Below are 24836 nucleotides of genomic sequence, written 5' to 3' on the forward strand. Positions count from 1 at the left end.
CCCAAGGCAGCACGAATCCACTCGTGCGGGTGGGGGCATGTCCGTGGCTGCTCATCGCAGCGGAAGTCCGTCGGGCCGCAGGACAGAACTATATCGGTGAGAGCGGCCGCGGGTCGTTCAGGGCGCGTGCGGTTGGTACGTCCCGGACGATCTCCACAGCAACGAGCCGGCAGGCAAGGCCGCATACACGCCGTGAGCAGCCGACGCCGTCCGCTTGTGCAGGACCGGGATGCGGGTAAGGCTGGAAATCTCGGACAAGGATTGTCGTTCCAGGGCTCGTGTCACGTGGTCCTGCACCGGGATGCTCGCCGACTTGTCGAGGTTGCATCGTGCGTCGGTTGCCACCAGGTTGGCAACACCGTCGATGGGGATCATCGACCAAGGCACAACGTGATCGATGTGGACATCGGATTGCAGACGGCCGTCGCAGTAGAAGCAACGACCTGACTGCAGGTCACGGAGTGGGTCGACGAGAGCACGCAGTGCTGTGCGGTCGGTGCCGAAGAGAAACCCGTCGATGTCCTCGGCGTCGAGTTCGGCGCGATTGAGGTCGATGACGTCGTGCGCCCACACGGAGCGCACGAAGGTCCTGAGCAGTACGGATGTCCGTCGTAAGCCTTCGGGAACTCCTGGTCGCAGCACGATGACGGCGATTCGGTCGACGTCGCTCATGGTCATCTTCTTGTGGAAGCCCGCCGCGTCGTACATGAACTCGTCGCGGGTAGCGCTGTGAGGAACGCTCTGCAGGTGCGTAAGTGGCTGTTGCGCGATCGTCAGCCGTACGGAGCGAACGAGTCGTCGATAGACCGGATGGGCGGACTCGCGAGCTACCTCCGCGGTGCGAAGCCCGTCGAGTATCAGGACGTCTCTGGCTTCTGCGATTCGATCAGGGATCGAACGTCCGCGCCTGACCTGAGTAAGCCGTCCGTGGCGGTGGAACGACCGGACCTGATTCCAGTAATAGCCGATGACCCGATGAGTGATCTCGTCGATCGGAACAGTGAGACTCCCGTCGGGAGCAGCGGTGTTCTCGACGCAGATGTCGACGAGCGCCATGACGGTCGCGAGCTTGTACGTCGAATTGCGGCGGCCGGCCTCGAGCAGTTGCACGACACGGCCGGCGACGTCGAGGGGGTCAAGTGCCGCAAAGCTCATCCCGGCACAATATCCGCCGCTCGAGCCTGAGGCTTTCGCGCTACGAATTCTGAACCGAAGGTCGTGCGGTGAGAGCGTTCGGTCGATGCGGTTCTTCTGTCAATCCGAATCGTTCATCGAAGATGTCCTGCGACGTGAGAGCGATCTATTGCTCGGCTCAAGCATGGGCGAGCAGCATCGTGGCGTTGGCCACTGTATGGGGGCGGATCCGAATGGAGACAGGGACGACGAGCGACCGGCAATGATCGAACTCGAACCCGAATTTGATATGTGGACGATAGGGGATTGCAATGGGCTTCCTCGCGCGCCGAACCCGGGTTTGCTCACGCTACACGCGGGGCAAGCCTCGGGTCAGCGCGCGAGAGTTGTGGGGGCGCACGCGGCCTGGAGACAGGATCCCGGGCCTTCTGGGCTACGACCCCTTCCACTACGTCGTGTACACCCGACCGTCGTTGCCGCAAATGACTGCGTCGAGATTCTTAGCCTGAATCCACTGACGTGATGCCGAAGCCCATTCCGGCCGGGCGAGTGGATGTATGGGCAGTTGCGGACATGCGGTGACCGCTGGTTTGCCGAGCTTTTCCACGGTGCGGTTCCGGTCGTGCCGTCTCGGCGGGGCGGTCGGTGTTCAGGCGATAGCTGGCGGGCTGTGGCCGATGGTATTGGTCCACAATCGAAGCCATGCGTCCGACCAGGGCCAGTGCGTGGGTAGCCGCGAGATCGGTTCTCGTTGCGGTCGACACAATCGGGCCGGGATATCGACGATCTTGCGCCGTAGCGTCGCCCCACGGGCGCGAACATGCCCACCACCTGCAAGAAGGCCGGTGGCGCGCAGCAGGTTGTGGGCGATCGCCGCGCAGAGCACCCACGCGGAGTTCGCCCCGAAGCGCCCCGATGGCATGTGCGCCAGGGGTCCGTCGATGAGGTCGGCGAAGACGGTTTCGATGATCGCGTGCCGGCGATGGGTGACATCGGCGTCGGTGGCCGAGGTAGTGGTGTTGGTGAAGAACGGATGATGCCGCCACACCGGGAACAACGCGTCGGGGTAGCGGGCGTCCTTGACGCGGCGCACGATCAACCGGGCGGTAACCGGAGTCGTGGTGGAAGCAAAAGCGGTGTAGGTGGTTTCGGCGACCTCGGCATCTTCAGATCCACGCTCCGGTGTCCGGGTCGCGGACCGCTCCGGGGTACTTCACCGGGGTCCACGCCTCGTCGGCGATGGAGTCGATCGCGCACCGGACCGCGGTGTTCTTGTCCAGGACCAGCGAGAAGCACACTTTCGCGCGCAGGCACGCCGAGATGACCGAACGGGTGCCGTAGGCGGAATCACCGCAGGCCGTGATGGCACCGGCCGCGCCCGCTGCCCGGGCGGTGACGATGGCCTGGGTGACCATCCGACCTGCACCTTTACCGGATCCGGCTTTCCCGGCGCGTAGTCGCATGCCGGTGATGATCGGTGTGGAGTCGGCTGTGCTGATGGTGGTGGCCAGCGGGGACAGGCCTTTGCGCAGGATCTGTTTGCCGGCGATTTTCGTGTGTCCGTAGCTCGCGCCTTGTTTGGCGCGGTCGTAGACCGGGCGCAGCAGCGAGTCGATGTCGAGGAACGCCTGCTTGGCCAAACCGGGCAGGATCTCGACTCGGGCGGTGAGTGCGATCAGGTGTTCGCGGAGCACGGATTCGAGCTGACGGGCATGACCGAAGCTGAACTCGCGTAGCAGTGTTCCCACAGTCGAGGGTGCATAGACACCTGCGAACAGGTGTGTCATGCCGCCCGAGCGCAGCAGGTCGATATCGTCGATGCTGTCGGCGCCTGCGCACATCCCGGCGATCAGGGTGAGCAGTTTCGGTGCCGGGTTCGCCGCTCCGGAGGCGACCTTGGTGGTGGTGATCGAGATCTTCTCTGAGAGCAGGTCCGGCAGGCGGGTGTGCTCGGCCAGGGGCATGATCGGGACCAGGCCGGCGCACGAGACGAGGTTGTCCTCGTCGAACATCGCGGAGCCGTCGATGAACTTGTGGGGCACTTTCACCGGAAGTGCCTTTCGTGAACTGGTGGATTTGTTCTGTGAGAACTCCAATCTTCCCAGTTCAGGGGGCACTTTCTTCAGTTCGACACGCTGCTTCGCAGTCGGTCTTTCGGTGGAATCAGGGTAAGGGCAGGAATGAGATCGGTGTTGCCGAGGCGCGTCACACACGTGCGACAAAGTACCTCCCGCAGGTGGTGTCGGCTGCGTCAGAAGCTCGCGTCTTTGCTGTCATCGGCGTGCATGCAGCTCGGGAGGTTTCACAATTGTTCCACCTGGGTCTCGACGGAGAGCACCGATACGCCGAGTTCGTTCACGACGGCCGTCCCCGAGCGTTCGTCTATCTCGACCATCCGTCGAGTGGCGGCAAGAAAAAGCGATTCGCGACGGCCGTGACACCAGAGCAGCTCGATCGCCTACGCACTGAGTTGGCGGCCACCACGATCTGACGCTGCGCGAGATCCTGGCCGTCGATGCCGACGCGACAACGACTTGGGTGGTTCCAGCCCCGCCATCCGGGGGTGGAACCACCCAAATCAGGAGGAGCTGCACCAGCTCGCAATCCACGTCCGCAGGGATAGCTCTACAACGAATGCACGTGATGGTCGATCATGGCTGCCAGGGAAGTCTGTACGGCCCTGGCTCGTCCTCGACCGGAGTTGCGACAGGTGGCTGATGATCCCAACGCCAGCGGTAATGCTTCGTTGCTTTCAGTTCGATCACCTCCGGTGGGAGAGTGCGAAGGATCCGTTCGATGTCGCGCCATTCGGCTGTGCCTGCGTCGACGCGGGCCGCGAAGGCTCGGAGCGCGTCGGATGCGGCGTCGGTTTCGGCGAGCCGGCTCATCAGTGCTTCGTCGACGTCGATGCGCGTATCCCAGTCACCGTTGCTCACCTGGTCGGCGCGGATGCGGCGCGTGTCGATGGCGTGTCCGGCGTCCTGGATCCTGCGGACGGCTGCTTCCAGGTGGGGCGGGACGTCCCTCATACGGCATCCGCCCAGGGGTCGTCGCCGACGACATAGCCGGATTTGGGGGCGTTGTATGTATCGCCTGTATCGGCCACGCTGGCGATATCCATGGCGAGTTCGGCTTTCGTCTTGGTGTCGGTGTAGGCGTCGGTCATCGGTGCAAGCTTCTCTTCGAACTTCTCGTTGAGATAGCCGGACGGAGATGCCATCGCCGCAAGGAATCCTTCGAGCGCCTCGACGATCTCCCGCACGCTATCCACGAGATCATCGATCTGCGAAGCCGCTTGTCTGATGATCTCGACAATGGTGTTCACCTGGATGTACGTGCCGATCCAGGGGATCTTCTTGACGGCGAACTTCAATGCCTGGGTGGTGTTCTCGAGTGAGACTTCCGCTTCCAGCATCGTGGCGAGTCGCCGAACCCCGCTGATAGCCGCCTGTCTGACCTTGTCGGAGGTGAAGAAACACATTTCTTTCGCTACTCGGCCTACCGGGCCTTCCCACTCCATAGCTGCTGCCTGGCGTTCAGCGTGTTCGGTGAAGCTTTGAGCCGCGGCGCCGTCCCAATGCGGATCGAGTTGTTCATAGCCGGCGCGGACGTTGGAACCGCACGTCTCCATACCTTCGGCTGCGATGCGGTATGCGTCGCCGATACGCTTCAGTTCGTTCCAGTTTCCCGTCAATGGCTCCACGAACTGCAGGAGCGGACTCCATCCCGTTGCAGCGTGAATCGCGTCGTCGACGTCTCCGAGCCAACCTGCTGCGTCCGCGATGACTTGCCGAATATCCTCGGCTCCTACTTCGGACAGCGGAAGGTCTACTTCCTCTGCCTTCCGGTAAGTCACCGGGTCGAGGAACGGAGCTGCGGGGCCGGGCGCTGGGGTGTACGAGTCGTAGTGGGCGTCGATCAGCTCTTCGAACAGTATGTTCGCGTTGAGAGCGTCATATGTTTGGGCCTCTTGGTCTGCGTACATCCACGCAACTCGGTTGAGCTCCACACCGGTCGACCGAGTAACCGCCGCCAAGCCGCCGTATCGGGAAGACATGAAGTCCGCGGTCGCTGCCAGAGGGGCGCTCAATAGTGCAAGTACACCTGCGCCCAATCCTTGCTGAACACTGCATTCCGCACGTATGTAGTCGGTGGAGGCCGAGGCGTCGTCGGCAATGTCATCGAATAACACAGCGGCTCCGGCTACTTCTTCGGGAGCTGCCTTAAATGTTTCGCCCATGACACTCTCTGTCTTCTTGATGCGCTTCGTTTGGTGGGTCGAAGCGTCGAAATGATGGCGTCTGCAACCCCGCCCTCGTACGCGCCATCGATATCCTGGTGGACTTCGACCATCAACACCATGGTTTCTGCGGTGGCGTAACCTGGCGTCGCCACGACGTCGAAGCGGGCCGAGCCTGGTTCGCACGAACTGATTCGCGGGATATCGGTAACGAGGGCTGAGACGCGGACCGCGGGCCGCCCTGCGACTTCGAACCACACGGGGTCGGTGTACTCGACCGTCGGCAATGTTCCGGCATTGTCGTCGAAAATCCACTCGACGGAGCGGACCTCTTGTTGCGCTACCGATTCGAGGTCCAGGTCACGCGAACCTGCCGCGCCGGAGATCGCAAGCCAGCCCCCGTCTTCCTCCGGGCAATAACCGTAACCGAAGAACCCGACAGCTCCATAACTGGCCTTGTCGTTCTCGTTGGACCATCCGGCGATAGAACGGTAGTCGTTGGTCCAGTCCGCCGGAATATCGTATGTAAGACCGTATCTCGTGCTGATCGGTTGCGGCGCACCTGGAGTGGCGGTCATCTGAGGCGGTGGGCGCAGCATCGAGGGGAACCCCTCCGGCAATGGCGGGGGAGAGGTTCGTGGACCCACTGGTGCCGATGGCGCGGAGGTAGTCGGCACCAAGGTCGGAACCGAGGGGACGTCAGGGCCGACAATCGAGGACACCCGCGGTAGCAGCAGGATTGCTGCTATCCCTCCTGCAATAGGCAGTACGGTGCGCAACAGAAACGACTTCACGTGCCCCCTCCCGACTGGATCTCGACCCCCCTCGAGATCAGCGCGGAGACTGTAACAGGTGCCGCGGTTCGTCTCGTCGAGTGCACTCGACGAGAGCTCCATCGACTGGGATCTGCACAGTGCTGCGGTGTCACTGAGTCCAAAAGTCGATCAAGACGGTCGGAGCGTTGCGATGATGTCGTCGGCGACGTCGACGTCGTACGCGCCTTCGTTGACCTGCACCATCAACACCATGGTCTGCGCCGTCGCATAGCCCGGGGTGGCAACGATGTCGAACCGGGCGGCGTCGGGTTCGCAACCGCTGACCTGCGGAATATCAGTGATACGGGCGGAAATTCGAACGGCGGGGCGGTCAGCGATCTCGAACCATACGGGGGCGGCGTACTCGACTGTCGGCCGCGTGCCGGCGTTGTCGTCGAAGATCCACTCGACGTCTCGGATCCTCTCGGTAGCTACGGTTTCGAGGTCGATATCTCGCGAGCCCGCCACGCCGGACATCGCCAGCCAGCCTCCGTCCTTTTCGGGACAGGACCCGTAGCCGAACGAACCGACGCTGCCGTAGACGGCATGACCTTCCTCACCGGACCATCCGGAGCTAGCGCCGTGGTCGTTCTTCCAGTCCGCCGGAATCTCATAGGTGAGGCCGTATCTGGTGTCGATCGGTTGCGGTTGCCCTGGCTCGACGTCGATCTTCGGTGGGGGAAACAACATGGAGGGAAAACCCTCCGGAAGGGGAGGTCGCGTGGTCTGCGGTGTGGAAGGGCCCGATGCCGCGACGGTGGTCGGCACCAAGGTAGATACGGACGGGACTTCGGGACCGAGAAACGAGGACACCCGAGGAAGTAGCAACAGTGCTGTTATCCCGCCGATTATCGGCAGCACTTTACGCAGCAGAAACGACTTCACGCGCCCCCCTTCGGCTTGATCTCGACCCCCTCGAGACCAGCGCGGCGACTGTAACAGGTGGCCCCATTGGACTCGTCGAGCGCGGTGCGTGGCCGCACGTTGCCGCCCGTGGATTTCGCAGGTCGGTCGAGGTGGTGCTGGCCTTGGTAAGTTGCTTACGTCGGCCGGAGTGTCCCAATGATCTCGTCTGCGACACCGACATCGTATGCGCCGTCGATGCCTTCGTGTATCTCGACCATCAGCACCATGGTTTCCGCACTGGCGTATCCAGGTGTCGCAACAATGTCGAATAAGGCGGCTACGGGGTCACACTCGCTGACCTGCGGGATGTCCGTGACGTGGGCGGAGAGTCGGACGGCCGGACGGCCGGCCACCTCGAACCACACAGGTTCGGCGTACTCGACCGTCGGTAGTGTGCCCGCGTCGTCATCGAAGATCCACTCGACAGCTCGAATCTCGTTCGACGCGACCGCGAGAAGGTCGAGGTCCCGTGAACCTGCGGCACCCGACATCGCCAGTTGAGCGCCGTCGTTCTCCGAGCAGTAACCTTCGCCGAAATGCCCGATTGCCCCGAAGCTCGCCCGGTCGTCCTTGTTCGACCACCCAGCGATAGAGCGGTAGTCGTTGGTCCAGTCCGCCGGAATATCGTATGTGAGACCGTATCTGGTGCTGATCGGTTGCGGACCGCCCGGCGCGGCGGTCATTTGAGGCGGTGGACGCAACATGGAGGGGAACCCCTCCGGCAATGGCGGGGGAAGGGTTCGTGGGCTCGTTTGTGTGGATGGAGCGGATGTCGTCGGTACCAAGGTCGGTACCGATGGAATCTCGGGACCCAGGAGCGCGGACACCCGAGGAAGTAGCAGCAGCGCCATTATCCCGCCGATTATCGGCAGCACTTTACGCAGCAGAAGCGACTTCACGTGCCCCCCTTCGACGTGATCTCGACCCCCTCGAGACCAGCGCGGCGACTGTAACAGGCGCAACTTGACGCGCTGAACCGAGGCTCGTTCGCGCTACACGCGAAGCGAGCCTCGGTTCAGCGCGCGAGAGTTAAAGGGACGCAAACGCTCCCACGCCTATCGAGCCGTCACCAGTGGATGGCGGCCACCGAATCCAGTGGCTCGGTGATCGCCTCCGTCGCGACCTGCAGATCCGCATCACGCATGGCCTGCGGGAACCGCAGCCGGGCGCGTTGTTCGATCTCGGCCGGCGGAACGTGGAAGACCCGGAACTTGTCGAGGTCGAGCACCTCGAGCTGGTCGAGGTTCTCGGCACTGACACTCGTGTGCCCGACGCTCACACCCGGGACGATCGGATCCAGTCGCGTCTTCCGGGGCGGCGTCGCTGCTTCCGGGGCGCGATGGAATGCGGGTTCGTACGACCGCTCGATCACATCGGTCGGGACCTTCACACCGTTCACGGTGATGCTCTCGGGAAGCGGGGAGGTGCCCAGTGCTTCGAGAGCCTTGGGCTTCGATACCTTCTCGTTCACCGTGAACTGCACGGCGAGCTCGTCGGTGGGTTTGCCGTCCACATGCTTGTATCCGACGCCGACAGACGAGACGTTCGGATCATTGAGGTAGTCGGCGCCCTTGGTGCGGATGAACTTTCGCAGAGCGACGGTGAGTTCTTCCCTCTCGGGGCGGGGTGTGCGATTCGTCGGCCAGAGAGAGTGCGGCGGCCTCGGCTTCGTCCAACAGCCGCCACTGTCCGGGTTGCGTACTCATTCTCGGGACTCCGAAGCGCGGGTAGTGGTGTACTCGAGTTCGAGATGACCCATCACCCGATTTGTGGGGAATGAACCCCGCTGAGCGGGGTCGAACCCACCGAAGATCGTCGAAGGAGTGAACCGCATGCGTCCGACCGGCATCACCACGAATATCAACGTCCCGGACATCGGGGAGGCGCGGAGTTTCTACGCGGACTATCTGGGGCTGAGCGCCGAGGAGATGAACCTCGGGTGGGTCGCGCGGTTCGCCACTCCCGATGGTCGTGCCGTCGTCCAGTTGGTCAGCGGTGACGAGTCAGCTCCTGTGGACTCGGCGATCTCCGTCCACGTCGGCGACGAGGTGGAAGCGGCCTACGAGGAAGCGCAGCGTCGAGGGTTCGAAATCGTGTATCCGCTGACTTCGGAGCCGTGGGGAGTGCGGCGGTTCTTCGTGCGCGCACCGGACGGCACGGTCGTCAACGTCGTCAGCCACTCCGACGACACGCGGTAGGGGGACGAGGACGCCGTTCCGATCCGGTGTTCTCGACGGCGCATATATCGGTCGAGAACACCAGATCTTCCGGCTCGTCGGGGACTGCTGCACGGATAGGTGACATCTGAACTGTGGTGCCGTGAGGCACTGCTGGAAGGATGGACCCCGTGCCCAAGCCCTATCCGAAAGAGTTCCGCGACGACGTCGTCCGCGTGGCCCGCAACCGCGAACCAGGTCAGCACCTGCGGCAGATCGCCGCCGACTTCGGCATCAGCGAATCCTGCCTGACCAACTGGCTCAGGAATGCCGACGTCGAGGACGGCACCAAGCCAGGGACGACGAACGAGGAGTCCAGAGAGAACCGCGAGCTGAGAAAGCGGATCCGGTTGCTTGAGCAGGAGAACGAAGTGCTGCGGCGGGCCGCGGCGTATCTATCACAGGCGAATCTTCCGGGAAAATGATGTACCCGCTCGTCCGCGAGCTGGCCGCCGGCGGGATTCCCGTCGCGGTGACGTGCCGGGTTCTGGGGATCGCGCGCCAGCCGTACTACCGGTGGCTCGCCGACCCGGTCACCGACGCCGAACTCGAGGAGGCGTACCGGGCGAACGCCCTGTTCGACGCCCACCGCGAGGACCCGGAGTTCGGCTACCGGTTCCTCGCCGACGAAGCCCGCGATGCGGGCGAGTCGATGTCGGACCGCACGGCGTGGCGGATCTGTTCGACCAACAGGTGGTGGAGTGTGTTCGGCAAGAAACGTGGCTCGAAGAAGGGCCGCTCCGGGCCGCCGGTGCACGATGATCTCGTCGGCCGCGTCTTCACCGCGGATGCTCCAAACACTTTGTGGCTCACCGATATCACCGAACACAGAACCGAGGAAGGCAAGCTCTACCTGTGTGCGGTCAAGGACGTGTACTCGAACCGGATCGTCGGCTACTCGATCAGCGATCGGATGAAATCCCGTCTGGCTGTCACGGCCCTCGAATCGGCAGTGGCACGGCGGGACTCGGTTGCCGGATGTGTGGTTCATTCCGACCGTGGATCGCAATTTCGCAGCCGGAAATTTGTCCGCGCCCTCGCCCGCCACGACCTGGTCGGATCGATGGGTCGGGTGGGTGCGGCCGGCGACAATGCCGCGATGGAATCGTTCTTTGCGCTGCTCCAGAAGAACGTCCTCGACCGGCAGAGATGGGCCACACGCGAGCAGTTGCGCATCGCGATCGTGACTTGGATCGAGCGGACCTATCACCGCCGGCGACGTCAGCTCCGGCTCGGCAGATTGACGCCTGTCGAGTTCGAGACCATCATGACCACACCAGCCACACAGGCTGCGTGACCGAATCTGTCACCGGATCGTGCAGCAGTCCCTCGCGCCGTCGCGTGCGGAGGCGAGGAAGTACCCAGTCCTGTAGTACGTCGGCATACATCTGGCGCATCGTCTGGTGCGGACACTGATTTGTGTGGGTTCGACCCCGGAAAGGGGGGGGGCAGATCCACATTAATCAGCTCAGGCCGAGGTCGATGGCGGCGAGTCCTGCCTGCGTGCGGTTGTGGACGTCGAGCTTCGTGTACACGTGCTCGACGTGATTGCGCGTCGTCTTGTGCGCGATGCCCAGCTCGTCGGCGATCTGTCGGTTCGAATACCCCAGAGCGACGAGTCTGAGGATCTCCACCTCGCGACCCGTCAGTCCCGCAGGCCAGGGCGCGCGTCGCTTCGTCGGGTGCCCCGCCGCGAGCAGCACGGCCTCGACCGCTTCGGTGTCGAGTCGACCAGCCTGCGCGTCGCGGCACATCCTGGCCGCCGCGGCCTCGGCCGTCAGTGCCTTGCGGTGCGGTCGAGGCTCTCGTAGCCGCTGATAGGTCTCCGCGGCGGCGAGGATCCGCGCCGTCACGCCCAGATCGGCGGCCCGGAGTCCGCCGGGATATCCGGAACCGTCGAGTCGCTCGCGGTGCGTCACAGCAACCGCGACGACCGGCTCCAGCCCGCCGACGCGGCTGAGGATCCGTCCGGTCAGATACGGATACAAGCGGACCCGCTCCCATTCCGCGGTGGTGAGCGGACCGGCCTTCTCCCAGATCTGATTGGGCACACCCATCCGTCCCAGTCCGTGCACGAGACCCGCGCGGTAGAGGAGTTCGACCTCGTCGACCGGAAGTCCACGATGCCGGCCCGCAGCTGCCGCCAGATCCGCCACACGTCTCGAATGCCCCAACAGGTAAGGACATTTCAGGTCGACGAAATCCGCCATCGCCCGCAGCATCTCGTCCAGTTCGGGTCTGCTCAGGATGTAGTCACGATCGGACGCCTGGGCGAGCGCCGCCGACCATGCGTCCTGTTCGAGCACACCCGCCGTGATGGCGTCGACGTCGTCGACGAACACCTGCGCCACGCGCGGGCCGAACTGGGTTCCGCTTCGCGCACGAGCGACAGCGACCGCCTGCGCGGACCCACCGAGACGGACGTACACCTCGGCGACGTCGGCCAGTTGCACGATCTGCATCTCGACCGGAATCTCGTCGCCGCGAACGCCCGAAGGTAGCCCCGCACCGTCCCAGCGCTCGAAGGTGAAGGTCAGCATCGCGCTCACCCGAGGGTCCAGCCCGACGCGATCGGAGAGAACACTCGCGGACCCGCAGTGGGATCGGATGAGTTCGGACACCTGCCGGCGCGCGGTGAACAGGAAGGCCGTGGCGTGGAGGAAACGCTCCGTGTACGGCAGTCCCCGCCCGCTGTGCCCCATCAGCATGCGGAAGAAGGGGAGTCCCGTCATGTCCACCGCGTAGGTATCGGCGCGGAACGCGATGTCGTCGCCGAACATCCGTGCCAGTTCGTGGGAGTCCGCGTGGCATCCGATCCAGGCCACCAGGTTGGCGTAGAAGACGACGTCCCGCTGGTCGGCGCTCAGTCCCATCCGGTCGGCGATGCGCGTGGCGAGCACTGCCGAGCGCAGCATGTGTTCCATCGGCTGCCCGAGACCCAGATCGATGGCGAGAGACAGCGCGGCGACCAGTTCCGCCCGTCGCGGACCGTCACCCGTGGACGTCATGGACTCAGTGTCCTCGCACGATGCTCGGTCCGAAAGATGAGGCAGCGGCCTCATGACGTGCGGACGCCGTGAGCACAGGATCGAAGTACCCGCAATCGAGGAGGACGACATGACCATCACCCCGCACGCAGCCGCCCTGCAGTCCTGCGAACTGCCCCGGGTTTCCGGGGAGCGTTTCGCCGGCTACGCCGTGATCGGCGCGCCGTTCGCGAGCGGCCACTATCTCGCGCTGCGCAGATTCCCGACCAACAGCATCGGCGCCGGCTTCACGTCCGTGTGGCACCGCGACCCGGACGGCGCATGGACTGTGTACAGCGACGTGCCCGCCGAACTGAGCTGCCCGCGCTATCTCGGTCGCGCGCTGAGCCGCACCGAGCAGACCGACGTGCGCGCCGAGTGGACCGACCCCGCCGACCTGCACGTGACCGTCGGTACCGAATTGGAGTGGGATCTCCGGATGACCACCTCGCCGGCGACCACCGTCATGAACGCGGCGGGCAGTCTGATGCCCGATGCCCTCTGGCACAGCCCGACGGTGCTGGCCGCGATGGGTCGCGCCGCCGGGCCGGTGCTCGGCGCCGGCCGGATGCGGCTCGGTGGGCACCTGCCGAACGGGCAGTGGTTCCGGGCCAACCCGCGGCAACTGTGGGTCGCGCACACCGAGCGTGCCGTCGTCCGTGGAGTGGATCTCGGACCGGAAGGTCCACTGACTCACCAGGACCGCTTCGGCGACTTCCGGCTCCCGCAGCGCGGCCTGTTCGCGACGGTGCAGGTCTGGCTCGAACCGTTCGACGCCCGGCGCCACCACCCGGCACGTCCCGACACGGTGTATGCGGACGGCGAGTGATAGGTGGGTGTTCCCGGCGGTAACAGCCTCTGGGGCAGAAGTGCCGCAAGGTTTCGTTCGAAAGTCGAGGCAACTCTTGCGCAAATGACACACAATGGATTTCGGTAACGAGTCGTCAAGTGGGAAAGGCAATTCAAGGTCAATTCACCCGCCCGCTCCGGTCTGGCTGACACTTGCGGGAGGCCTGGCGTTTTCGGGATGCGCGATGATCGAAGCAGTCTTGGGAATCCATGCGAGAGACTACGAGCCCGTCGAGGTTCGATCCGTCCCGCCCACACGGACGGACGACGACGCAGGGGGCGGCGTAAAACTCGGAAGACTGCTTGCCGTAGCGACTTTGACACCTGCGCAGGCCGCGCTGCTCGTCACCGATACGGTCGATCAACTCGAACTCGCGCACACCCGGGGCCACCATCCGATCCGCCTCCGAGGCGACGCCGTGATGGTGTCCGAGGATGGTCAGCTCACCATCGACTGCGTCAAGAACGCGGGCTCCTGGGACGAGGTGCGCGACGCGACGGCCGGACTTCTTCGCCGAATCGTGACGAACTGCCGCAACGAAGCGCTCGAGGAGAGGGTGGACGCGGCGATCGCCGAGTCGTCGGATCTCGTCGGCCTGGCGAGACGCGTTCGTTATGCTGCCGCAACCGAATTCGACGAAACCGAGGTAGGAAGGAAACGATCGCAGATCGCCGCGCTCGTCTCGGTGGTGAAGGGGCATGCTCGTCCGGTGGACGGTACGGCGGAACGGGCAGACGTGCCGCGCGTGACGGAAGAGAGGACCTTCGTCCCGAATCGACGTCGCCCGCCGGCCGGGACGGTGTGGCATCGCAAGAAGCGACGGCTGCCGCCACGCCGGACGGTCATCACGCTGGTCGTGATCATCGCGCTCGTCGGGCTGGCGTGGGTAGCTCCCGCAGCGTGGTCGGAGCTGAATCGGGGCTGGCACACCCTTCTCGACCCGGTGGACTCGTCGATGGACGACCGGATCGATCCGGTCTCACCACCGCCGCCGGTGCCCGAAGCGGCACCAGAGGCGGGCGTGCCGGGTCCCGTCGACACCGGTCTTCCCGCGAACGCCGGACCGATCACGCAGGTCGCCGCGAGCTTCGCGAACGGTCCGTGCGAGCCGGGACGATCGTGCACCGTCCGCGTCGACGTCGGGCTCGACCCCGCCGCGAATATCGGTGCGGTCACGTGGAATCTGACCGTCTACGACCGATGTACGGGCGTGACACTGCCGGGCGGGGCGATCACCCTGCCGGTGCCGGCGGGAAGCCCGGAGGCCTACGGCATCGGAAGCGTCGACCTGCCACCCGGGTCGGCGCTCGCCGTCGCCGCGGCCACCACCGTTCCTGCAGAGGCCGCGTCCGAGCCGGTGTACGTTCCCACCGAGAATGCCGCCTGCGTGCCCGGGGGCTCTCGTGACGGCGGATAGGCACCCATCCGATCCCGGGCTCGTCGCGGCGGCCGTCGCCCTGGTCGCTCTCGGCATGCTCAACATGATCTCGACGGGCATGTCGTCGCTCGCAGTGCGTCACGCCGCGCTCGCCGCCGTGGGGCTCGGTGCGATGTGGGCGACCTCGCGCATGCGGATCGCCGCTCTGAGCCGTTTCGGGTGGGCGCTGTTCGCCGCCTCGGTGGTCCTGCTCGCGGCGGTGCCGCTGGTGGGTATCGCGACCAAAGGCGCTCAACGCTGGCTGGATCTCGGCGTGTTCACCCTGCAGCCCTCCGAGATCGCCAAGCTCGCGCTGGTCATGGTTCCCGCCGCGATACTGGCCGGCGGGTACACGCTCGGCAGGTTCGTCGGTGTCCTGATCGTGTCGGCGGTGCCGATCGCCCTGGTGGCGCTGCAACCCGACCTTTCGACCGCCGTGGTGCTCGTGGCGACCGTGCTGCTCATGCTGATCCTGGCGAGAGTCCCATTGCGGTCGCTGTTCCCGCTGTTCGCGCTCGGGCTCGCCTCGCTGCCGATGGCCGTGCTGTTCCTGCGTCCGTACCAGCTCGAGCGGATCCACGTCTTCCTGTCGAACGACGCCGACCCGCAGGGATCGGGCTGGGCCGCGTGGCAGGCGGACATCGCGATCGGCAGTGCGGGGGGGTGGGGTCTCGGCCGCGAACCGGACTACGACCTGCGGGCCCAGTACCTCCCCGAATCGGAACACGACCTCGCCTTCGCGAGCCTGGTGTACGGGTGGGGCCTGGTCGCCGGCATCGCTGTGGTGGCGGCCGTCGTGATCATCGTGTGGCGTTCCGTGGTCGCCGCCCGTGTCGCACGCACCCGGGAGGCAGCGCTCGTCGCAGCGGGTATCGGTGGTGTCTTCGGCCTGCATACCGTGGTGTCGGTGGCCCAGAGCCTGTCGCTGTTGCCGCACACCGGCATGCCGATCCCGATCTTCAGCTACGGAGGCACCGCCTCGATCATCGGGTTCGTCTCGATCGGCTTGGTGCTCGCGGTGCGCCGCGACGGCGTGACCCGGCCGCTGTGGGTGACCGAACCAAAGAAGCGCCGTCTGCCGCGCGGAGTGTCGGTGGGTGCGCTGACGCTGACGGCCTCGCTCGCCACGATGTCGGCCTTCGCGTGGCAGATGCAGACCGCGCACGGCACCGAGTTCCGCGCGACGAGCGACACGCAGATGCTCCGCTGCATCCGTCTGCCCGCCGAGCGTGGTCAGATCCTCGACCGGGCCGGCGTTCCCGTCGCGACCAACGTCGCAGAGTACACCGTCGCGGTGGTCGCCCGGATGTTCGCCGAAGGTGCCCCGTCGGCGCGCTACGAACTCGCGGCGCTCCTCGGCATGCCACTGGAGAAGCTCGACGAGGAACTGCGGAGCAGTACCGGCGGGGAGATCCAGGTCGTGCTCGGACGCGTCGGGCCCGAACAGGCCCGGGCGATCGTGGACGCTCGGCTGCCGTGGGTGCTCGTCTACCCGACGGGCCGCAGACAGTACCCGCACGGGGAGATGCTGGCGTCGCTCCTCGGATACGTCGGGATCGCGGACGAGCAGGACATGGAACTCTGGCCGACCCTCGCGCTCGGATCACGGGTCGGCAAGGCCGGGCTCGAGCGGCAGTACGACGCGTTGCTGCGCGGCGTCGACGGCAAGCAGTGCGTGTACGTCGATCCGTCCGGACGTCCGGTGGGCACGGGGGAGCGGGTGGATCCGATCCGCGGCCACGACCTGCGGTTGCATCTCGATGTCGGCATGCAGCGGGCCGCGACCGACGCGCTCGCCCAGACGGTGCGCACCAGCGGAGGCGACCTCGGCGCCGCGGTCGTGATGGACGCCCGCACCGGCGCGGTGCTGGCGCTGGCCAGCGTTCCCGGCTACGACAACAACGTCTACGGACCCCCGGCCGACCTCGCCGCGATCGCGGCGCAGACCGCGGCATCGGGTCCGGGCCGCATGCTCAACCATGCGGTGCAGACGGCAGCGCCACCGGGGTCGACGTTCAAGATCGTCACAGCGTCGACGAACGCGGCGTTCGACGTGCTGTCCCCGGATGCCTTCCTGGCGGGCGGCGCGGCCTACACCTACGGCGGTCACACCTTCGCCAATTGGCAGCCGATGGGCCCGAACAACCTGCTCGGGGCGATCCAGTGGTCCGACAACGTCTACTTCTACCAACTGGCCGACCTTCTCGGTCCCTACCGCATCGCCCAGATCGCTTCCGAGCTCGGCGCGGGTGCCCCCTCGGGGATCGATCTGCCGGCCGAGTCCGCAGGCTTCCTCGGTACCCCGGACAACGTCGAGAGCATCGGAGGTGCCTGGTATCCGGGTTCGACCCTGCTCATGGGTATCGGCCAGGGCACCGTCACGGCCACGCCGATCCAGGTCGCGCGGTGGACGGCGGGTATCGCGTCGGGTCAGATGGTGACCCCGAAGCTCGCTGCCGCCTACGGACCCGGCGACGCGGTCCCGATTCCCACCGAGCAACCTCGGCCGTTGTCGTTCGCCGACAAACTCGAACCGGTGCGCGCCGGCATGCGGGCGTCGGCCTCGGCCGGTACCGCCGGTCAGCTCGCGAGCCTGCCGGTCACGGCCGCCGCCAAGACCGGCACGGCAGAGGATCCCTCGGCACCGGGCAAGGGACTCAACGCCTGGTTCTCCGCGGTCGTCCCCGCCGAGTCGCCGGAGGTCGTGGTGACAGCGCTGGTGCGCGGCGGCGGTTTCGGATCGGCCACCTCGGGACCGGTCGTCAAAGGTCTGCTCGAGCGCTACCTCGCGCAGATCCGGACGCCGAATCCCTGACAGGTCAGGCGGCGTAGGCGGCGATCACGTCGGCGTGCTCGATGCACGAGGTCGCGCCCTCGGCGACGCAGGTGAGCGGACGCTCGGCAGTCTTCACCGGCAGGCCGAAGGCCTCCTCGAGCAGTTGCGGCACGCCGCGCAGCATCGATCCGCCGCCGATCGCCAGGATGCCTTCGGCCATCACGTCGCTGATCGCGCGCGGCGGCAGGTCGTCCAGGCAGCTCGACAGCGTCTGCACGATGCTCGTCGTGGTGGGCCGGACCGCATCCATGATCTCTTCGGTCTCGAGTGTCACCAGACGCGCGCGGCCGGTCGCGGCGTCGCGACCTTCCACCACGAGCGACCGTTCGTCGGCGGTCTCGGGCGCACCCACCTTGGCGCGCTCGGCAGTGAGTTCGCCGACGATGATCTGGTGTTCGGCGCGGAGATACCGGAGGATCGCGCTCGTCAGGTCGTCCCCGGCGATGCGGCAACTGCGGTGCGACAGGACACCGCCGTAGCAGAGAGCGGTGACTTCCGCAGTGCCGCCGCCGATGTCGACGACGAGATGGGTTCGGGGCTCGAGCGGGTCGATCCCGCACCCGATGGCACCGGCGACCGGCTCGGGAATCAACCCGACCTTCCGCAGACCGGCCTCGTGCCCCACCTCGAGCAGCGCACGACGCTCGAGCGGCGTGGCCCCGGCGGGAGCTGCGATGACACCCACGGGCCGGATGCCGTAGCGACGTCGGGGCGCGAGCTGGGCGAGCACGGCCGTGACGAATGTCCGTGCCGTTTCGAGATCCACGATCACTCCGTCGCGTATCGGGTGGACGGGAGTGATCCCACCGGGTGTGCGGTCGACGAGGTCGCTCGCCTCCTTGCCGATCGCGAGCGCTCGGCGCGGCTCCTTCGTCCGCACCATCATCAGCGACGGCTCGTTGAGCACTATGCCCTCGTCGGGCGTTCCGACTACGGTGTTGGCTGTTCCGAGATCGATACCGAATCCACGCACGTCGGCCTCCGAGAGGATCCCAGCGAAATTTTCCGGATGGTGTCCAACGGCATCGTGATGATGTCGTGTACCGCTCAGGTTACCGCCGCCGAATTCTGTTACGCGCGTTGTTCACCGGAATGATATGCCGCGTTGTGCCGCTGAGTGCCCCGCTCGTCTCGGATGACCGGATCAGGCGGGATCGAGTTGCAGCACAACCTCGACGCGACCGCGTTCGTCGCGGGTCGCGACGGCGTGGCCGGTGCGTTCCTCGTCGTCGAGTTGGATGCTCATGGGAGCACCGGCGCCGAGAAAGTTGCGCCACCAGGACTTCTCGTCGGGCATCGCGACGCCGATCATCACGGAGTCGCCCGAACGTCGGTAACTGATCGGCAACGTGATCGTCCTGCCGGATTTTCGACCCGTGTACCTGATCGGTGCGACATAGCTGCGGATCCGGTTACCGATGACGGGTAGACCGGCGGCTGCCATGACCATGGAGTTGAAGGGGCCTGCGAGACGGAACAACGTACCGGCAACTGTCATGTCTACCTCCCGCAGACACGGTACGGGAAGGCGTAACCGTCCGACATCGGTTCGACTTCGGCCGGCCCACGACGATCTTCGCGCAGTGGGCCGACGCGCACGTCGACGAGTTCCGCTGAGGTCTGTTCCTCTGCCGAGCCCTACCCCTCTTCGGACGCGGTGCCAGGAGGAACCGGTATCACCGCGGTCGTCAGGGTGATGCGCATCCGGTCGTCACCGGTATCCGTGCGATACGGGGCGAGGATGTCGGCGAGCCTGCTCTGGATATCCGCGAGATCGTCGGTCGTGACGTAGAGCGGGGTGGTCCCGAAACCCAGATAGTCCCGCAGGCTCCGGTCGTCGTCCCCGATGAACTTGTCGAAGCTCTCGCCGAGCGCACCCAGGAAGGTGACGAAGGCATTGCGCAGTTCGGCGTCGCTCATCGCCGCGAGGTCGTCGTGGCCGACGTGTGCCATGCGGTCGCCGAGCGCGAGGGTGCGTTCGACGGTTCCGCGCACGCGACGTTCGTCGACGACGGTGACGATCTCGGCGTCGATCAATGCTGCGACGTGCCGGTAGAGCGTGGCCTGGGTGACGTCGGGGAGTGCCGACCGGAGTTCGCTCGTGGTCAGCTGCCGTCCTCCGAGTTGCTGCACGATCCGCAGTCGAACCGGGTGCAGCACGACTTCCGCGATCGGGGACGTCTTCGCCATCGGTACCTACCCATCATTGTTATCACCGTGATAATGTTCTCAGTGCTGTAGTCAGTTTACCGTCGACGGAAGGTCCGACGTCATGGCCCGAACGGCATACGACAACGCAACCCTCCACCTGTCCTTCTCTCGGTGGGAAGCCTTCATGGTCCGCCGAACCGCGATGGAGGTGCCGATCTCGGCGATCACCGGCGTGGAGGTCCTTCCGGGATGGACGTCCGAGATCCTCGGCATCAGATCGGGCATGGTGATCTCCGGCTTCTTGAAGGTGGGCACCTTCCGGCACCCGCGCGGCATCAAACGCCTGGTCGTCATGAAGCGAGGCCATCCGGTGCTGCGCGTCGCGCTGGGCGGCCCGGGCGTCGAGTTCGACGAACTTCTCCTGAGCTCTCCGGAGGCGTACACCCTCGCGGACGGCCTGCGTTCGGCCGGGGTTCGATGAGCGGCGGCGTCAGTCGGTGAGTTCCGCGAAGAGCCCCTGCGCCGCCTCCACGGTGGCGTCCTCGTCGCCGGCGATGACGGCGGCGACCAAGGTGGTGTGTTCGGGTTCGAAACCCAGGCCCGTGACGCGGACGTGCCGGTCGATGGTGCGGCGGATCGACGGAAGCAGCGAGTCGTAGAACTCGAGGTACACCGCGTTGTGGCTGGCCTCGACGATGCCGCGGTGCAGGGCGACGTCGGCGGCCACCGCGGCGTCGATGTCGGATCCGGCGAACAATCGGTTGCGCTCGGCGAGCAACTGTTCGAGCCGGGCCACGTCGTCGGGGGTGCGCCGGCGCGCGGCCAGGACGGCGGCGGTGACGTCGAGGGCCTGCCGCAGTTCGAGCACATCGCGTTCGTGGGCCGTGGCGAAATACTTGCCGAGGGTGCCGGTGACGTCGGAGGTCGCGAGGACGTAGGTGCCCGAGCCCTGGCGACGTTCGAGCATGCCGGTGTGGACGAGGGCCTGCACGGCTTCGCGGACGGTGTTGCGGCCGGTGCCGGTGAATTCGCACAGGTGCGGTTCGGTGGGGATCTTCTCACCGACCTTCCAGCGACCGCTGCAGATCTCGCTGCGCAACTGCTCGGTGACCTGCTCGATCAGGTTCGTTCGCTGAACAGGTTTTCCCGAAGTCATCCCATCATCCTATGATTTCCGGTGTGAGTCTTCTGCGTGGCCGGCTGCTGGTGTTCTGTGCGATCGCGATGTCGGCCCTCGTGCTGAGAGTTGCGGTCACCTCGTTCAGCCCGCTCGCCGCGCAGATCAGTGAGGAGATCGGCTTCTCGTCCACGGTCGTCGGTGTCTTCGGCATGATCCCGACCGCGATGTTCGCGGCCTTCGGCCTCGCCACCCCGGCGCTCGGCCGACGATGGGGACTCGAACGCACCGCGCTGATCGCCATGCTCATGGCCGGCGTGGGCATGGCGACCCGCGCGCTCATGACCGACACCTGGTCGCTGCTGCTCCTGTCGGGGCTCGCGCTCGGTGGGATGGGCATCGGCAACGTCGTCATCCCTCCTCTGGTCAAGCGCTACTTCTCCGACACGCTGGCACTCGTCAGCTCGGTGTACATCGTCGGCGTGCAGCTGAGCACCATCGTGCCCGCCTTCGTCGCGGTTCCTCTCGCCGACGCCTTCGGCTGGCGCGTCTCGCTCGGAGTGTGGGCGCTCGTCGGATTCGCTGCGGCCGTTCCGTGGGTGTGGGTGCTGCGGCGTCATCGGAATGCCGATGCCGGGGAAGTGGCTCCCGTCGACCGGAACGTCGACGGCAGGGTCTGGCGGTCGCCGGTGGGTTGGGGGATGGTCGGCATGTTCGGCATGACGTCGCTCGTCACCTATTCGATGTTCACGTGGATCCCGGACATCCTCGCCGACGCCGGTGCCAGCCCCGCTTTCGGAGGCGCGATGGTGGGGCTGTTCGCCCTGCTCGGACTGGTCTCCGCATTCGGCGCTCCGTCGCTGTGCGCGCGGATGACGAATCCGTTCCCCGTGGTCGTGGCGTGCGCGTCGTGCTTCCTCGTCGCCTTCGCAGGCCTGTGGATCGCGCCGATGAGTGCACCGATCCTGTGGATCGTGCTGCTCGGACTCGGGCCGAGCACGTTCCCGATGGCCCTGACCCTCATCAATCTGCGCTCCCGCAGCCACGCCGGATCCGCAGCCCTGTCGGGATTCACCCAGGGTGTCGGCTACACCGTGGCGTGCCTGGGCCCGCTGCTGTTCGGTGTCTTCCACGACCTCACCTCGGGCTGGGCGGCCTCGTTCGCCTTCATGACGGTCGCCGTCGCGGTACTGGTGGCCGGCGCCTATCAGGCCTGCAAGCCGCGGGTGGTCGAGGACAGCTGGAACACCCGCCCGATCTCGGTGGGTTAGACACCGCTCAGCGGGGACGAACCCACCCAAGTCGTATGGCTGCTCTACTGGAAGGAGATTCCGAGAGCAGAGGAGGACCTCGATGAGCGACACGAAGCCGAACACCGTCTCCGCGGAGTGGCTGTACGAGCAGTTGGGGGACGAGGACCTCGTCATCGTCGACGCCACCGTGCACCTGAGCACGCCGCCGGACGGGTCCGTGCACATCGAACCCGGGTTGGCGACCTACCTGGAAGAGCACATTCCCGGCGCGGTCTACGCCGACCTGTTCACGGACTTCTCCGATCACGAAGCGCCGCAACCGTTCACCGCGGCGTCGTCGGAACGGTTCGCCACCGCCGCCGGTGCGGTCGGCATCGGTGAGGGACGCCGTGTGGTGCTGTACGACCAGAAGAACGGCATCTGGGCCGCGCGACTGTGGTGGCAGCTGCGGCTCGAAGGTTTCGACGACGCCGCCGTGCTCGACGGCGGACTGCCCGCCTGGAAGGCTGCCGGCTATCCGGTCTCCGACGAGCAGGTGGTCCCGCACGGCGCGACCTTCACCTCGCAGCATCGGCCCGAGCTCGTGCGGTCGACCGAGGAGATCGCGGCGTCGCTCGACGACCCGAACACGCTGATCATCAACGCCCTGGATCCTGCGACCTACCGCGGCGAGAGCCCGTCCTACCCGCGGCGCGGACACATCCCCGGCAGCATCAACATCCCCTTCGGCGACCTCGTCGACCCGTCGACCGGACGCTTGAAGCCGGCGGCGGAACTGCGCGAGATCTTCGACAAGGCGGGTGCCCTGAATCCGGACGTCAAGCCGGTGACCTACTGTGGCGGCGGCATCGCGGCCTCCGGACTCGCGCACGCGCTCGCAGCTGCAGGTCGGTCGGACGTTGCGGTGTACGACGGTTCGCTCAACGCGTGGACCGCCGACGAATCCCTGCCGCTCGTGGAGGGCCCCGACCCCCGCTGATCCTCCGAAACTTCGGTGTTCTCGACGTCGTATAGCGCCGTCGAGAACACCGAAGTCGATTTCACCGTTGCATCAGTTAGAGCAAACATGATCTAATCGCTGCCACAAGCGAAAGGCGGCGATGATGATCGCATTTCTGAACTCGACGGCATTCACCGCACTCGGTACGCCCACCACCTGGGCCGAAGTGTTCGGCTTCGTCAGCGGCGCGTGGTGCGTGTATCTGGTGGGACGGCAGTCGATCCTCAACTGGCCGATCGGGATCGCCAACAACCTCGTGTGGATCCTGCTCTTCGCGACCGCCGGACTCTACGCCGATTCCGGACTGCAGGTCGTGTACATCGTGCTCGCCGTGTGGGGTTGGAGCAACTGGGCGCGGGGCAGGGACGGGGATGCCCTGCCGGTGACGGGCACGAACACGACCGAGTGGAGCGTGCTCGCGGTCGTCGGTGTCGCTGCGGTGATCGGGCTGACAGCGTTGCTGGAGGTCGCGACGAACTCGACCGTCGCGTTCTGGGACGCGACCACCACCGTGCTGTCGTTGCTCGCGACGTGGGGGCAGGCGAAGAAGCGGTGGGAGTCGTGGCTGCTGTGGATCGTCGTCGACCTGATCTACATCCCGCTCTACCTGCACAAGGGACTGACGCTCACGGCGTTGCTGTACGCAGGTTTCCTGCTCCTGTGCATTCGGGGCCTGGTTGCCTGGCGACGCTCCATGGCGGTCGAGCGGCAACTGGTGGAGGTGCAGTGATGTATCGGCACGCACTCGTCATCGGGAAGTTCTATCCACCTCACGTCGGTCACCATCACCTCGTCCGGCGCGCTGCGGAAATCGCCGAACGCGTCACCGTCGTCGTCATGTCCTCTGTAGCAGAGACGATTCCGTTGGGTGACCGCGTGTCGTGGATGCGCGAATCACACGCCGTCGACACGACGGTCACCGTGACGGGAATTCCGTGCGACGCACCGATGGACCTGGAATCGGACACCGTATGGGCCGCGCAGGTCGCCTGTATGAAAGCAGCCGCGCGCACCGTCACCGATGTTCCGGTCGATGCGGTGGTCTCCAGCGAGAGGTACGGCGACGAGCTCGCGCGACGCTTCTCGGCCACGCACGTGTGCGTCGACCCGCTGCGTGTCGCGCATCCCGGCTCCGGCACAGCCTGCCGTAATGATCTCGCCGGGCGCTGGGACGATCTCGACGCACCGGCCCGTGCCGGCCTCACGACCCGCATCGTCGTCCTCGGCTCCGAATCCACGGGCACCACCACCGTGAGCCGAGAGTTGGTGCGTCGATTCCGAAATCGCGGTGGTGTGTGGGAACGAACCGGCTGGGTGCCGGAATACGGACGACAGGTCACCTACGACAAGCTCCGCACCGGAGAAGTGAGCGACATCATCTGGACCGGCGACGATTTCGAGAACATCGCCGTCGAACAGACGCGACTCGAGGAACAGGCAGCACGGGAAGGGTCTCCGCTGCTCGTCTGCGACACCGACGCGTTCGCGACCACCGTGTGGGAGCGACGCTATCTCGGCAGCAGTGAACGGGCGTGGCGCGGTGTCCGCCACCGGCGAGCGCTGTACTTGCTCACCGACCACAACGGTGTTCCGTTCGTGCAGGACGGCATCCGGGACGGCGAACACATCCGCGCGCAGATGACGGAGTGGTTCGTCGACGCGCTCACTGCCACGGGACGCTCGTGGGTGATGCTCACCGGCAGTCTCGAGGAGCGGGTCGACCTGGCGGAACGGGTGGCGGACCAGGCATTGCGGCTGGGCTCGCAGTTCGGCGCGCCGCTGTAGCGTCGAAATTCGTCTTCCCCTTCTCACGTTATACCGGATCCTCGGCCCTCATGAGGATCGAAAAGTGGGTTCATACTCGCCCACACAGCA

Annotated in this window: 23 protein-coding genes and 1 pseudogene; 11 read left to right on the forward strand and 13 right to left on the reverse strand. The window is 65.7% G+C overall.

The window, feature by feature from the left end:
- Nucleotides 1–117: 117 nt before the first annotated feature.
- Both IM25_RS13205 and IM25_RS13210 read right to left on the reverse strand, forming a co-directional pair.
- Entirely contained in the window at nt 118–1155 is a 1038-nt protein-coding gene (locus tag IM25_RS13205) for an HNH endonuclease domain-containing protein (RefSeq protein ID WP_033098699.1), read from the reverse strand.
- 628 nt (nt 1156–1783) lie between these two features.
- A pseudogene (locus IM25_RS13210) lies at nt 1784–3182 on the reverse strand (IS1380 family transposase).
- A 14-nt stretch (nt 3183–3196) separates the two neighbouring features.
- On the opposite strand from IM25_RS13210, the gene IM25_RS26080 reads away from it, so the two are divergent.
- Complete coding sequence (locus tag IM25_RS26080) at nt 3197–3625, forward strand: hypothetical protein (RefSeq protein WP_157126955.1); 429 nt, start codon at nt 3197–3199, stop codon at nt 3623–3625.
- Nucleotides 3626–3785: 160 nt separating this feature from the next.
- On the opposite strand, the gene IM25_RS13215 is transcribed toward IM25_RS26080, so the two are convergent.
- The 6 genes from IM25_RS13215 to IM25_RS26890 all read right to left on the reverse strand — a co-directional run bounded on the left by IM25_RS13215 (nt 3786) and on the right by IM25_RS26890 (nt 8608).
- On the reverse strand, nt 3786–4163 hold the full coding sequence (locus IM25_RS13215; RefSeq protein WP_033098698.1) for a hypothetical protein: 378 nt from the start codon (nt 4161–4163) through the stop codon (nt 3786–3788).
- Nucleotides 4160–5374 (reverse strand): hypothetical protein, encoded by a 1215-nt coding sequence (locus IM25_RS13220; protein WP_033098697.1) that lies wholly within the window; start codon nt 5372–5374, stop codon nt 4160–4162. The genes IM25_RS13215 and IM25_RS13220 overlap by 4 nt, the downstream gene beginning before the upstream one ends.
- On the reverse strand, nt 5338–5973 hold the full coding sequence (locus IM25_RS25510; RefSeq protein WP_157126956.1) for a hypothetical protein: 636 nt from the start codon (nt 5971–5973) through the stop codon (nt 5338–5340). Before IM25_RS25510 ends, IM25_RS13220 begins: the two co-directional genes overlap by 37 nt.
- Nucleotides 5974–6318: 345 nt before the next feature.
- A complete protein-coding gene (locus IM25_RS13225) occupies nt 6319–7074 on the reverse strand; it encodes a hypothetical protein (RefSeq protein WP_230826349.1) in 756 nt (251 codons plus the stop codon).
- A 155-nt stretch (nt 7075–7229) separates the two neighbouring features.
- Entirely contained in the window at nt 7230–7778 is a 549-nt protein-coding gene (locus IM25_RS13230) for a hypothetical protein (RefSeq protein ID WP_052040191.1), read from the reverse strand.
- A gap of 383 nt (nt 7779–8161) precedes the next feature.
- Nucleotides 8162–8608 carry a hypothetical protein gene (locus tag IM25_RS26890; protein ID WP_033098695.1) on the reverse strand — a complete coding sequence of 149 codons (447 nt, stop codon included), beginning with the start codon at nt 8606–8608 and terminating at the stop codon, nt 8162–8164.
- 319 nt (nt 8609–8927) lie between these two features.
- Here IM25_RS26890 and IM25_RS13240 point away from each other — a divergent pair, with 319 nt between their 5' ends.
- Together IM25_RS13240 and IM25_RS13250 are read left to right on the forward strand one after the other, a co-directional pair.
- Entirely contained in the window at nt 8928–9293 is a 366-nt protein-coding gene (locus IM25_RS13240) for a VOC family protein (RefSeq protein ID WP_033098712.1), read from the forward strand.
- A 149-nt stretch (nt 9294–9442) separates the two neighbouring features.
- A protein-coding gene (locus IM25_RS13250; protein WP_112320133.1) for an IS3 family transposase occupies nt 9443–10608 on the forward strand; the annotation gives its coding sequence in 2 pieces (ribosomal slippage) (nt 9443–9715 and nt 9718–10608; 1164 coding nt in all).
- A 166-nt stretch (nt 10609–10774) separates the two neighbouring features.
- Here the strand turns inward: IM25_RS13250 and IM25_RS13255 are convergent.
- Nucleotides 10775–12319, reverse strand: a complete 1545-nt coding sequence (locus IM25_RS13255) for an HD domain-containing phosphohydrolase (protein WP_033098047.1) — start codon at nt 12317–12319, stop codon at nt 10775–10777.
- Nucleotides 12320–12428: 109 nt separating this feature from the next.
- Between IM25_RS13255 and IM25_RS13260 the strand changes: the two genes are divergently transcribed.
- The 3 genes from IM25_RS13260 to IM25_RS13270 all read left to right on the forward strand — a co-directional run bounded on the left by IM25_RS13260 (nt 12429) and on the right by IM25_RS13270 (nt 17419).
- Complete coding sequence (locus tag IM25_RS13260; protein ID WP_232333327.1) at nt 12429–13166, forward strand: hypothetical protein; 738 nt, start codon at nt 12429–12431, stop codon at nt 13164–13166.
- 94 nt (nt 13167–13260) lie between these two features.
- Nucleotides 13261–14604 (forward strand): hypothetical protein, encoded by a 1344-nt coding sequence (locus IM25_RS13265; protein WP_232333328.1) that lies wholly within the window; start codon nt 13261–13263, stop codon nt 14602–14604.
- Nucleotides 14591–17419 (forward strand): FtsW/RodA/SpoVE family cell cycle protein, encoded by a 2829-nt coding sequence (locus IM25_RS13270; RefSeq protein ID WP_065996106.1) that lies wholly within the window; start codon nt 14591–14593, stop codon nt 17417–17419. The genes IM25_RS13265 and IM25_RS13270 overlap by 14 nt, the downstream gene beginning before the upstream one ends.
- 4 nt (nt 17420–17423) lie before the next feature.
- On the opposite strand, the gene IM25_RS13275 is transcribed toward IM25_RS13270, so the two are convergent.
- From IM25_RS13275 to IM25_RS13285, 3 genes are all read right to left on the reverse strand, one after another.
- Nucleotides 17424–18413 carry a rod shape-determining protein gene (locus IM25_RS13275; RefSeq protein ID WP_024103618.1) on the reverse strand — a complete coding sequence of 330 codons (990 nt, stop codon included), beginning with the start codon at nt 18411–18413 and terminating at the stop codon, nt 17424–17426.
- A 171-nt stretch (nt 18414–18584) separates the two neighbouring features.
- Nucleotides 18585–18938 (reverse strand): hypothetical protein, encoded by a 354-nt coding sequence (locus IM25_RS13280; protein ID WP_006552824.1) that lies wholly within the window; start codon nt 18936–18938, stop codon nt 18585–18587.
- 140 nt (nt 18939–19078) lie between these two features.
- Nucleotides 19079–19630, reverse strand: coding sequence for a helix-turn-helix domain-containing protein (locus IM25_RS13285; protein WP_019288188.1), 552 nt, complete (start codon nt 19628–19630; stop codon nt 19079–19081).
- Between the two features lie 82 nt (nt 19631–19712).
- On the opposite strand from IM25_RS13285, the gene IM25_RS13290 reads away from it, so the two are divergent.
- Nucleotides 19713–20072, forward strand: a complete 360-nt coding sequence (locus IM25_RS13290; protein ID WP_033098043.1) for a hypothetical protein — start codon at nt 19713–19715, stop codon at nt 20070–20072.
- Nucleotides 20073–20081: 9 nt separating this feature from the next.
- Here IM25_RS13290 and IM25_RS13295 read toward each other — a convergent pair whose 3' ends face one another.
- Nucleotides 20082–20747: a FadR/GntR family transcriptional regulator gene (locus IM25_RS13295; protein WP_006552827.1), complete on the reverse strand. Its 666-nt coding sequence runs from the start codon at nt 20745–20747 to the stop codon at nt 20082–20084.
- 11 nt (nt 20748–20758) lie between these two features.
- Between IM25_RS13295 and IM25_RS13300 the strand changes: the two genes are divergently transcribed.
- From IM25_RS13300 to IM25_RS13315, 4 genes are all read left to right on the forward strand, one after another.
- Nucleotides 20759–21979, forward strand: coding sequence for an MFS transporter (locus IM25_RS13300; protein WP_033098042.1), 1221 nt, complete (start codon nt 20759–20761; stop codon nt 21977–21979).
- An 82-nt stretch (nt 21980–22061) separates the two neighbouring features.
- Nucleotides 22062–22940, forward strand: coding sequence for a sulfurtransferase (locus IM25_RS13305; protein ID WP_033098041.1), 879 nt, complete (start codon nt 22062–22064; stop codon nt 22938–22940).
- Nucleotides 22941–23061: 121 nt separating this feature from the next.
- Nucleotides 23062–23691 carry a nicotinamide riboside transporter PnuC gene (gene pnuC, locus IM25_RS13310; RefSeq protein WP_006552830.1) on the forward strand — a complete coding sequence of 210 codons (630 nt, stop codon included), beginning with the start codon at nt 23062–23064 and terminating at the stop codon, nt 23689–23691.
- Nucleotides 23691–24746 carry an AAA family ATPase gene (locus IM25_RS13315; RefSeq protein ID WP_033098040.1) on the forward strand — a complete coding sequence of 352 codons (1056 nt, stop codon included), beginning with the start codon at nt 23691–23693 and terminating at the stop codon, nt 24744–24746. The genes pnuC and IM25_RS13315 overlap by 1 nt, the downstream gene beginning before the upstream one ends.
- The last annotated feature ends 90 nt before the right edge of the window (nt 24747–24836 follow it).

Origin of the sequence: Rhodococcus sp. p52 (genome assembly GCF_000763325.2) — a bacterium.
Taxonomy (GTDB): Bacteria; Actinomycetota; Actinomycetes; order Mycobacteriales; family Mycobacteriaceae; genus Rhodococcus; species Rhodococcus pyridinivorans.

Coding starts and splice junctions, on each gene's coding strand:
- IM25_RS13265 (WP_232333328.1), top strand. CDS start 13,261: ATGGATTTCGGTAACGAGTCGTCAAGTGGGAAAGGCAATTCAAGGTCA.
- IM25_RS13260 (WP_232333327.1), top strand. CDS start 12,429: ATGACCATCACCCCGCACGCAGCCGCCCTGCAGTCCTGCGAACTGCCC.
- IM25_RS13240 (WP_033098712.1), top strand. CDS start 8,928: ATGCGTCCGACCGGCATCACCACGAATATCAACGTCCCGGACATCGGG.
- IM25_RS13220 (WP_033098697.1), bottom strand. CDS start 5,374: ATGGGCGAAACATTTAAGGCAGCTCCCGAAGAAGTAGCCGGAGCCGCT.
- IM25_RS13230 (WP_052040191.1), bottom strand. CDS start 7,778: ATGACCGCCGCGCCGGGCGGTCCGCAACCGATCAGCACCAGATACGGT.
- pnuC (WP_006552830.1), top strand. CDS start 23,062: ATGATGATCGCATTTCTGAACTCGACGGCATTCACCGCACTCGGTACG.
- IM25_RS13215 (WP_033098698.1), bottom strand. CDS start 4,163: ATGAGGGACGTCCCGCCCCACCTGGAAGCAGCCGTCCGCAGGATCCAG.
- IM25_RS13305 (WP_033098041.1), top strand. CDS start 22,062: ATGAGCGACACGAAGCCGAACACCGTCTCCGCGGAGTGGCTGTACGAG.
- IM25_RS25510 (WP_157126956.1), bottom strand. CDS start 5,973: ATGCTGCGCCCACCGCCTCAGATGACCGCCACTCCAGGTGCGCCGCAA.
- IM25_RS13315 (WP_033098040.1), top strand. CDS start 23,691: ATGTATCGGCACGCACTCGTCATCGGGAAGTTCTATCCACCTCACGTC.
- IM25_RS13285 (WP_019288188.1), bottom strand. CDS start 19,630: ATGGCGAAGACGTCCCCGATCGCGGAAGTCGTGCTGCACCCGGTTCGA.
- IM25_RS13280 (WP_006552824.1), bottom strand. CDS start 18,938: ATGACAGTTGCCGGTACGTTGTTCCGTCTCGCAGGCCCCTTCAACTCC.
- IM25_RS13205 (WP_033098699.1), bottom strand. CDS start 1,155: ATGAGCTTTGCGGCACTTGACCCCCTCGACGTCGCCGGCCGTGTCGTG.
- IM25_RS13255 (WP_033098047.1), bottom strand. CDS start 12,319: ATGACGTCCACGGGTGACGGTCCGCGACGGGCGGAACTGGTCGCCGCG.
- IM25_RS13300 (WP_033098042.1), top strand. CDS start 20,759: ATGATTTCCGGTGTGAGTCTTCTGCGTGGCCGGCTGCTGGTGTTCTGT.
- IM25_RS13295 (WP_006552827.1), bottom strand. CDS start 20,747: ATGACTTCGGGAAAACCTGTTCAGCGAACGAACCTGATCGAGCAGGTC.
- IM25_RS13290 (WP_033098043.1), top strand. CDS start 19,713: ATGGCCCGAACGGCATACGACAACGCAACCCTCCACCTGTCCTTCTCT.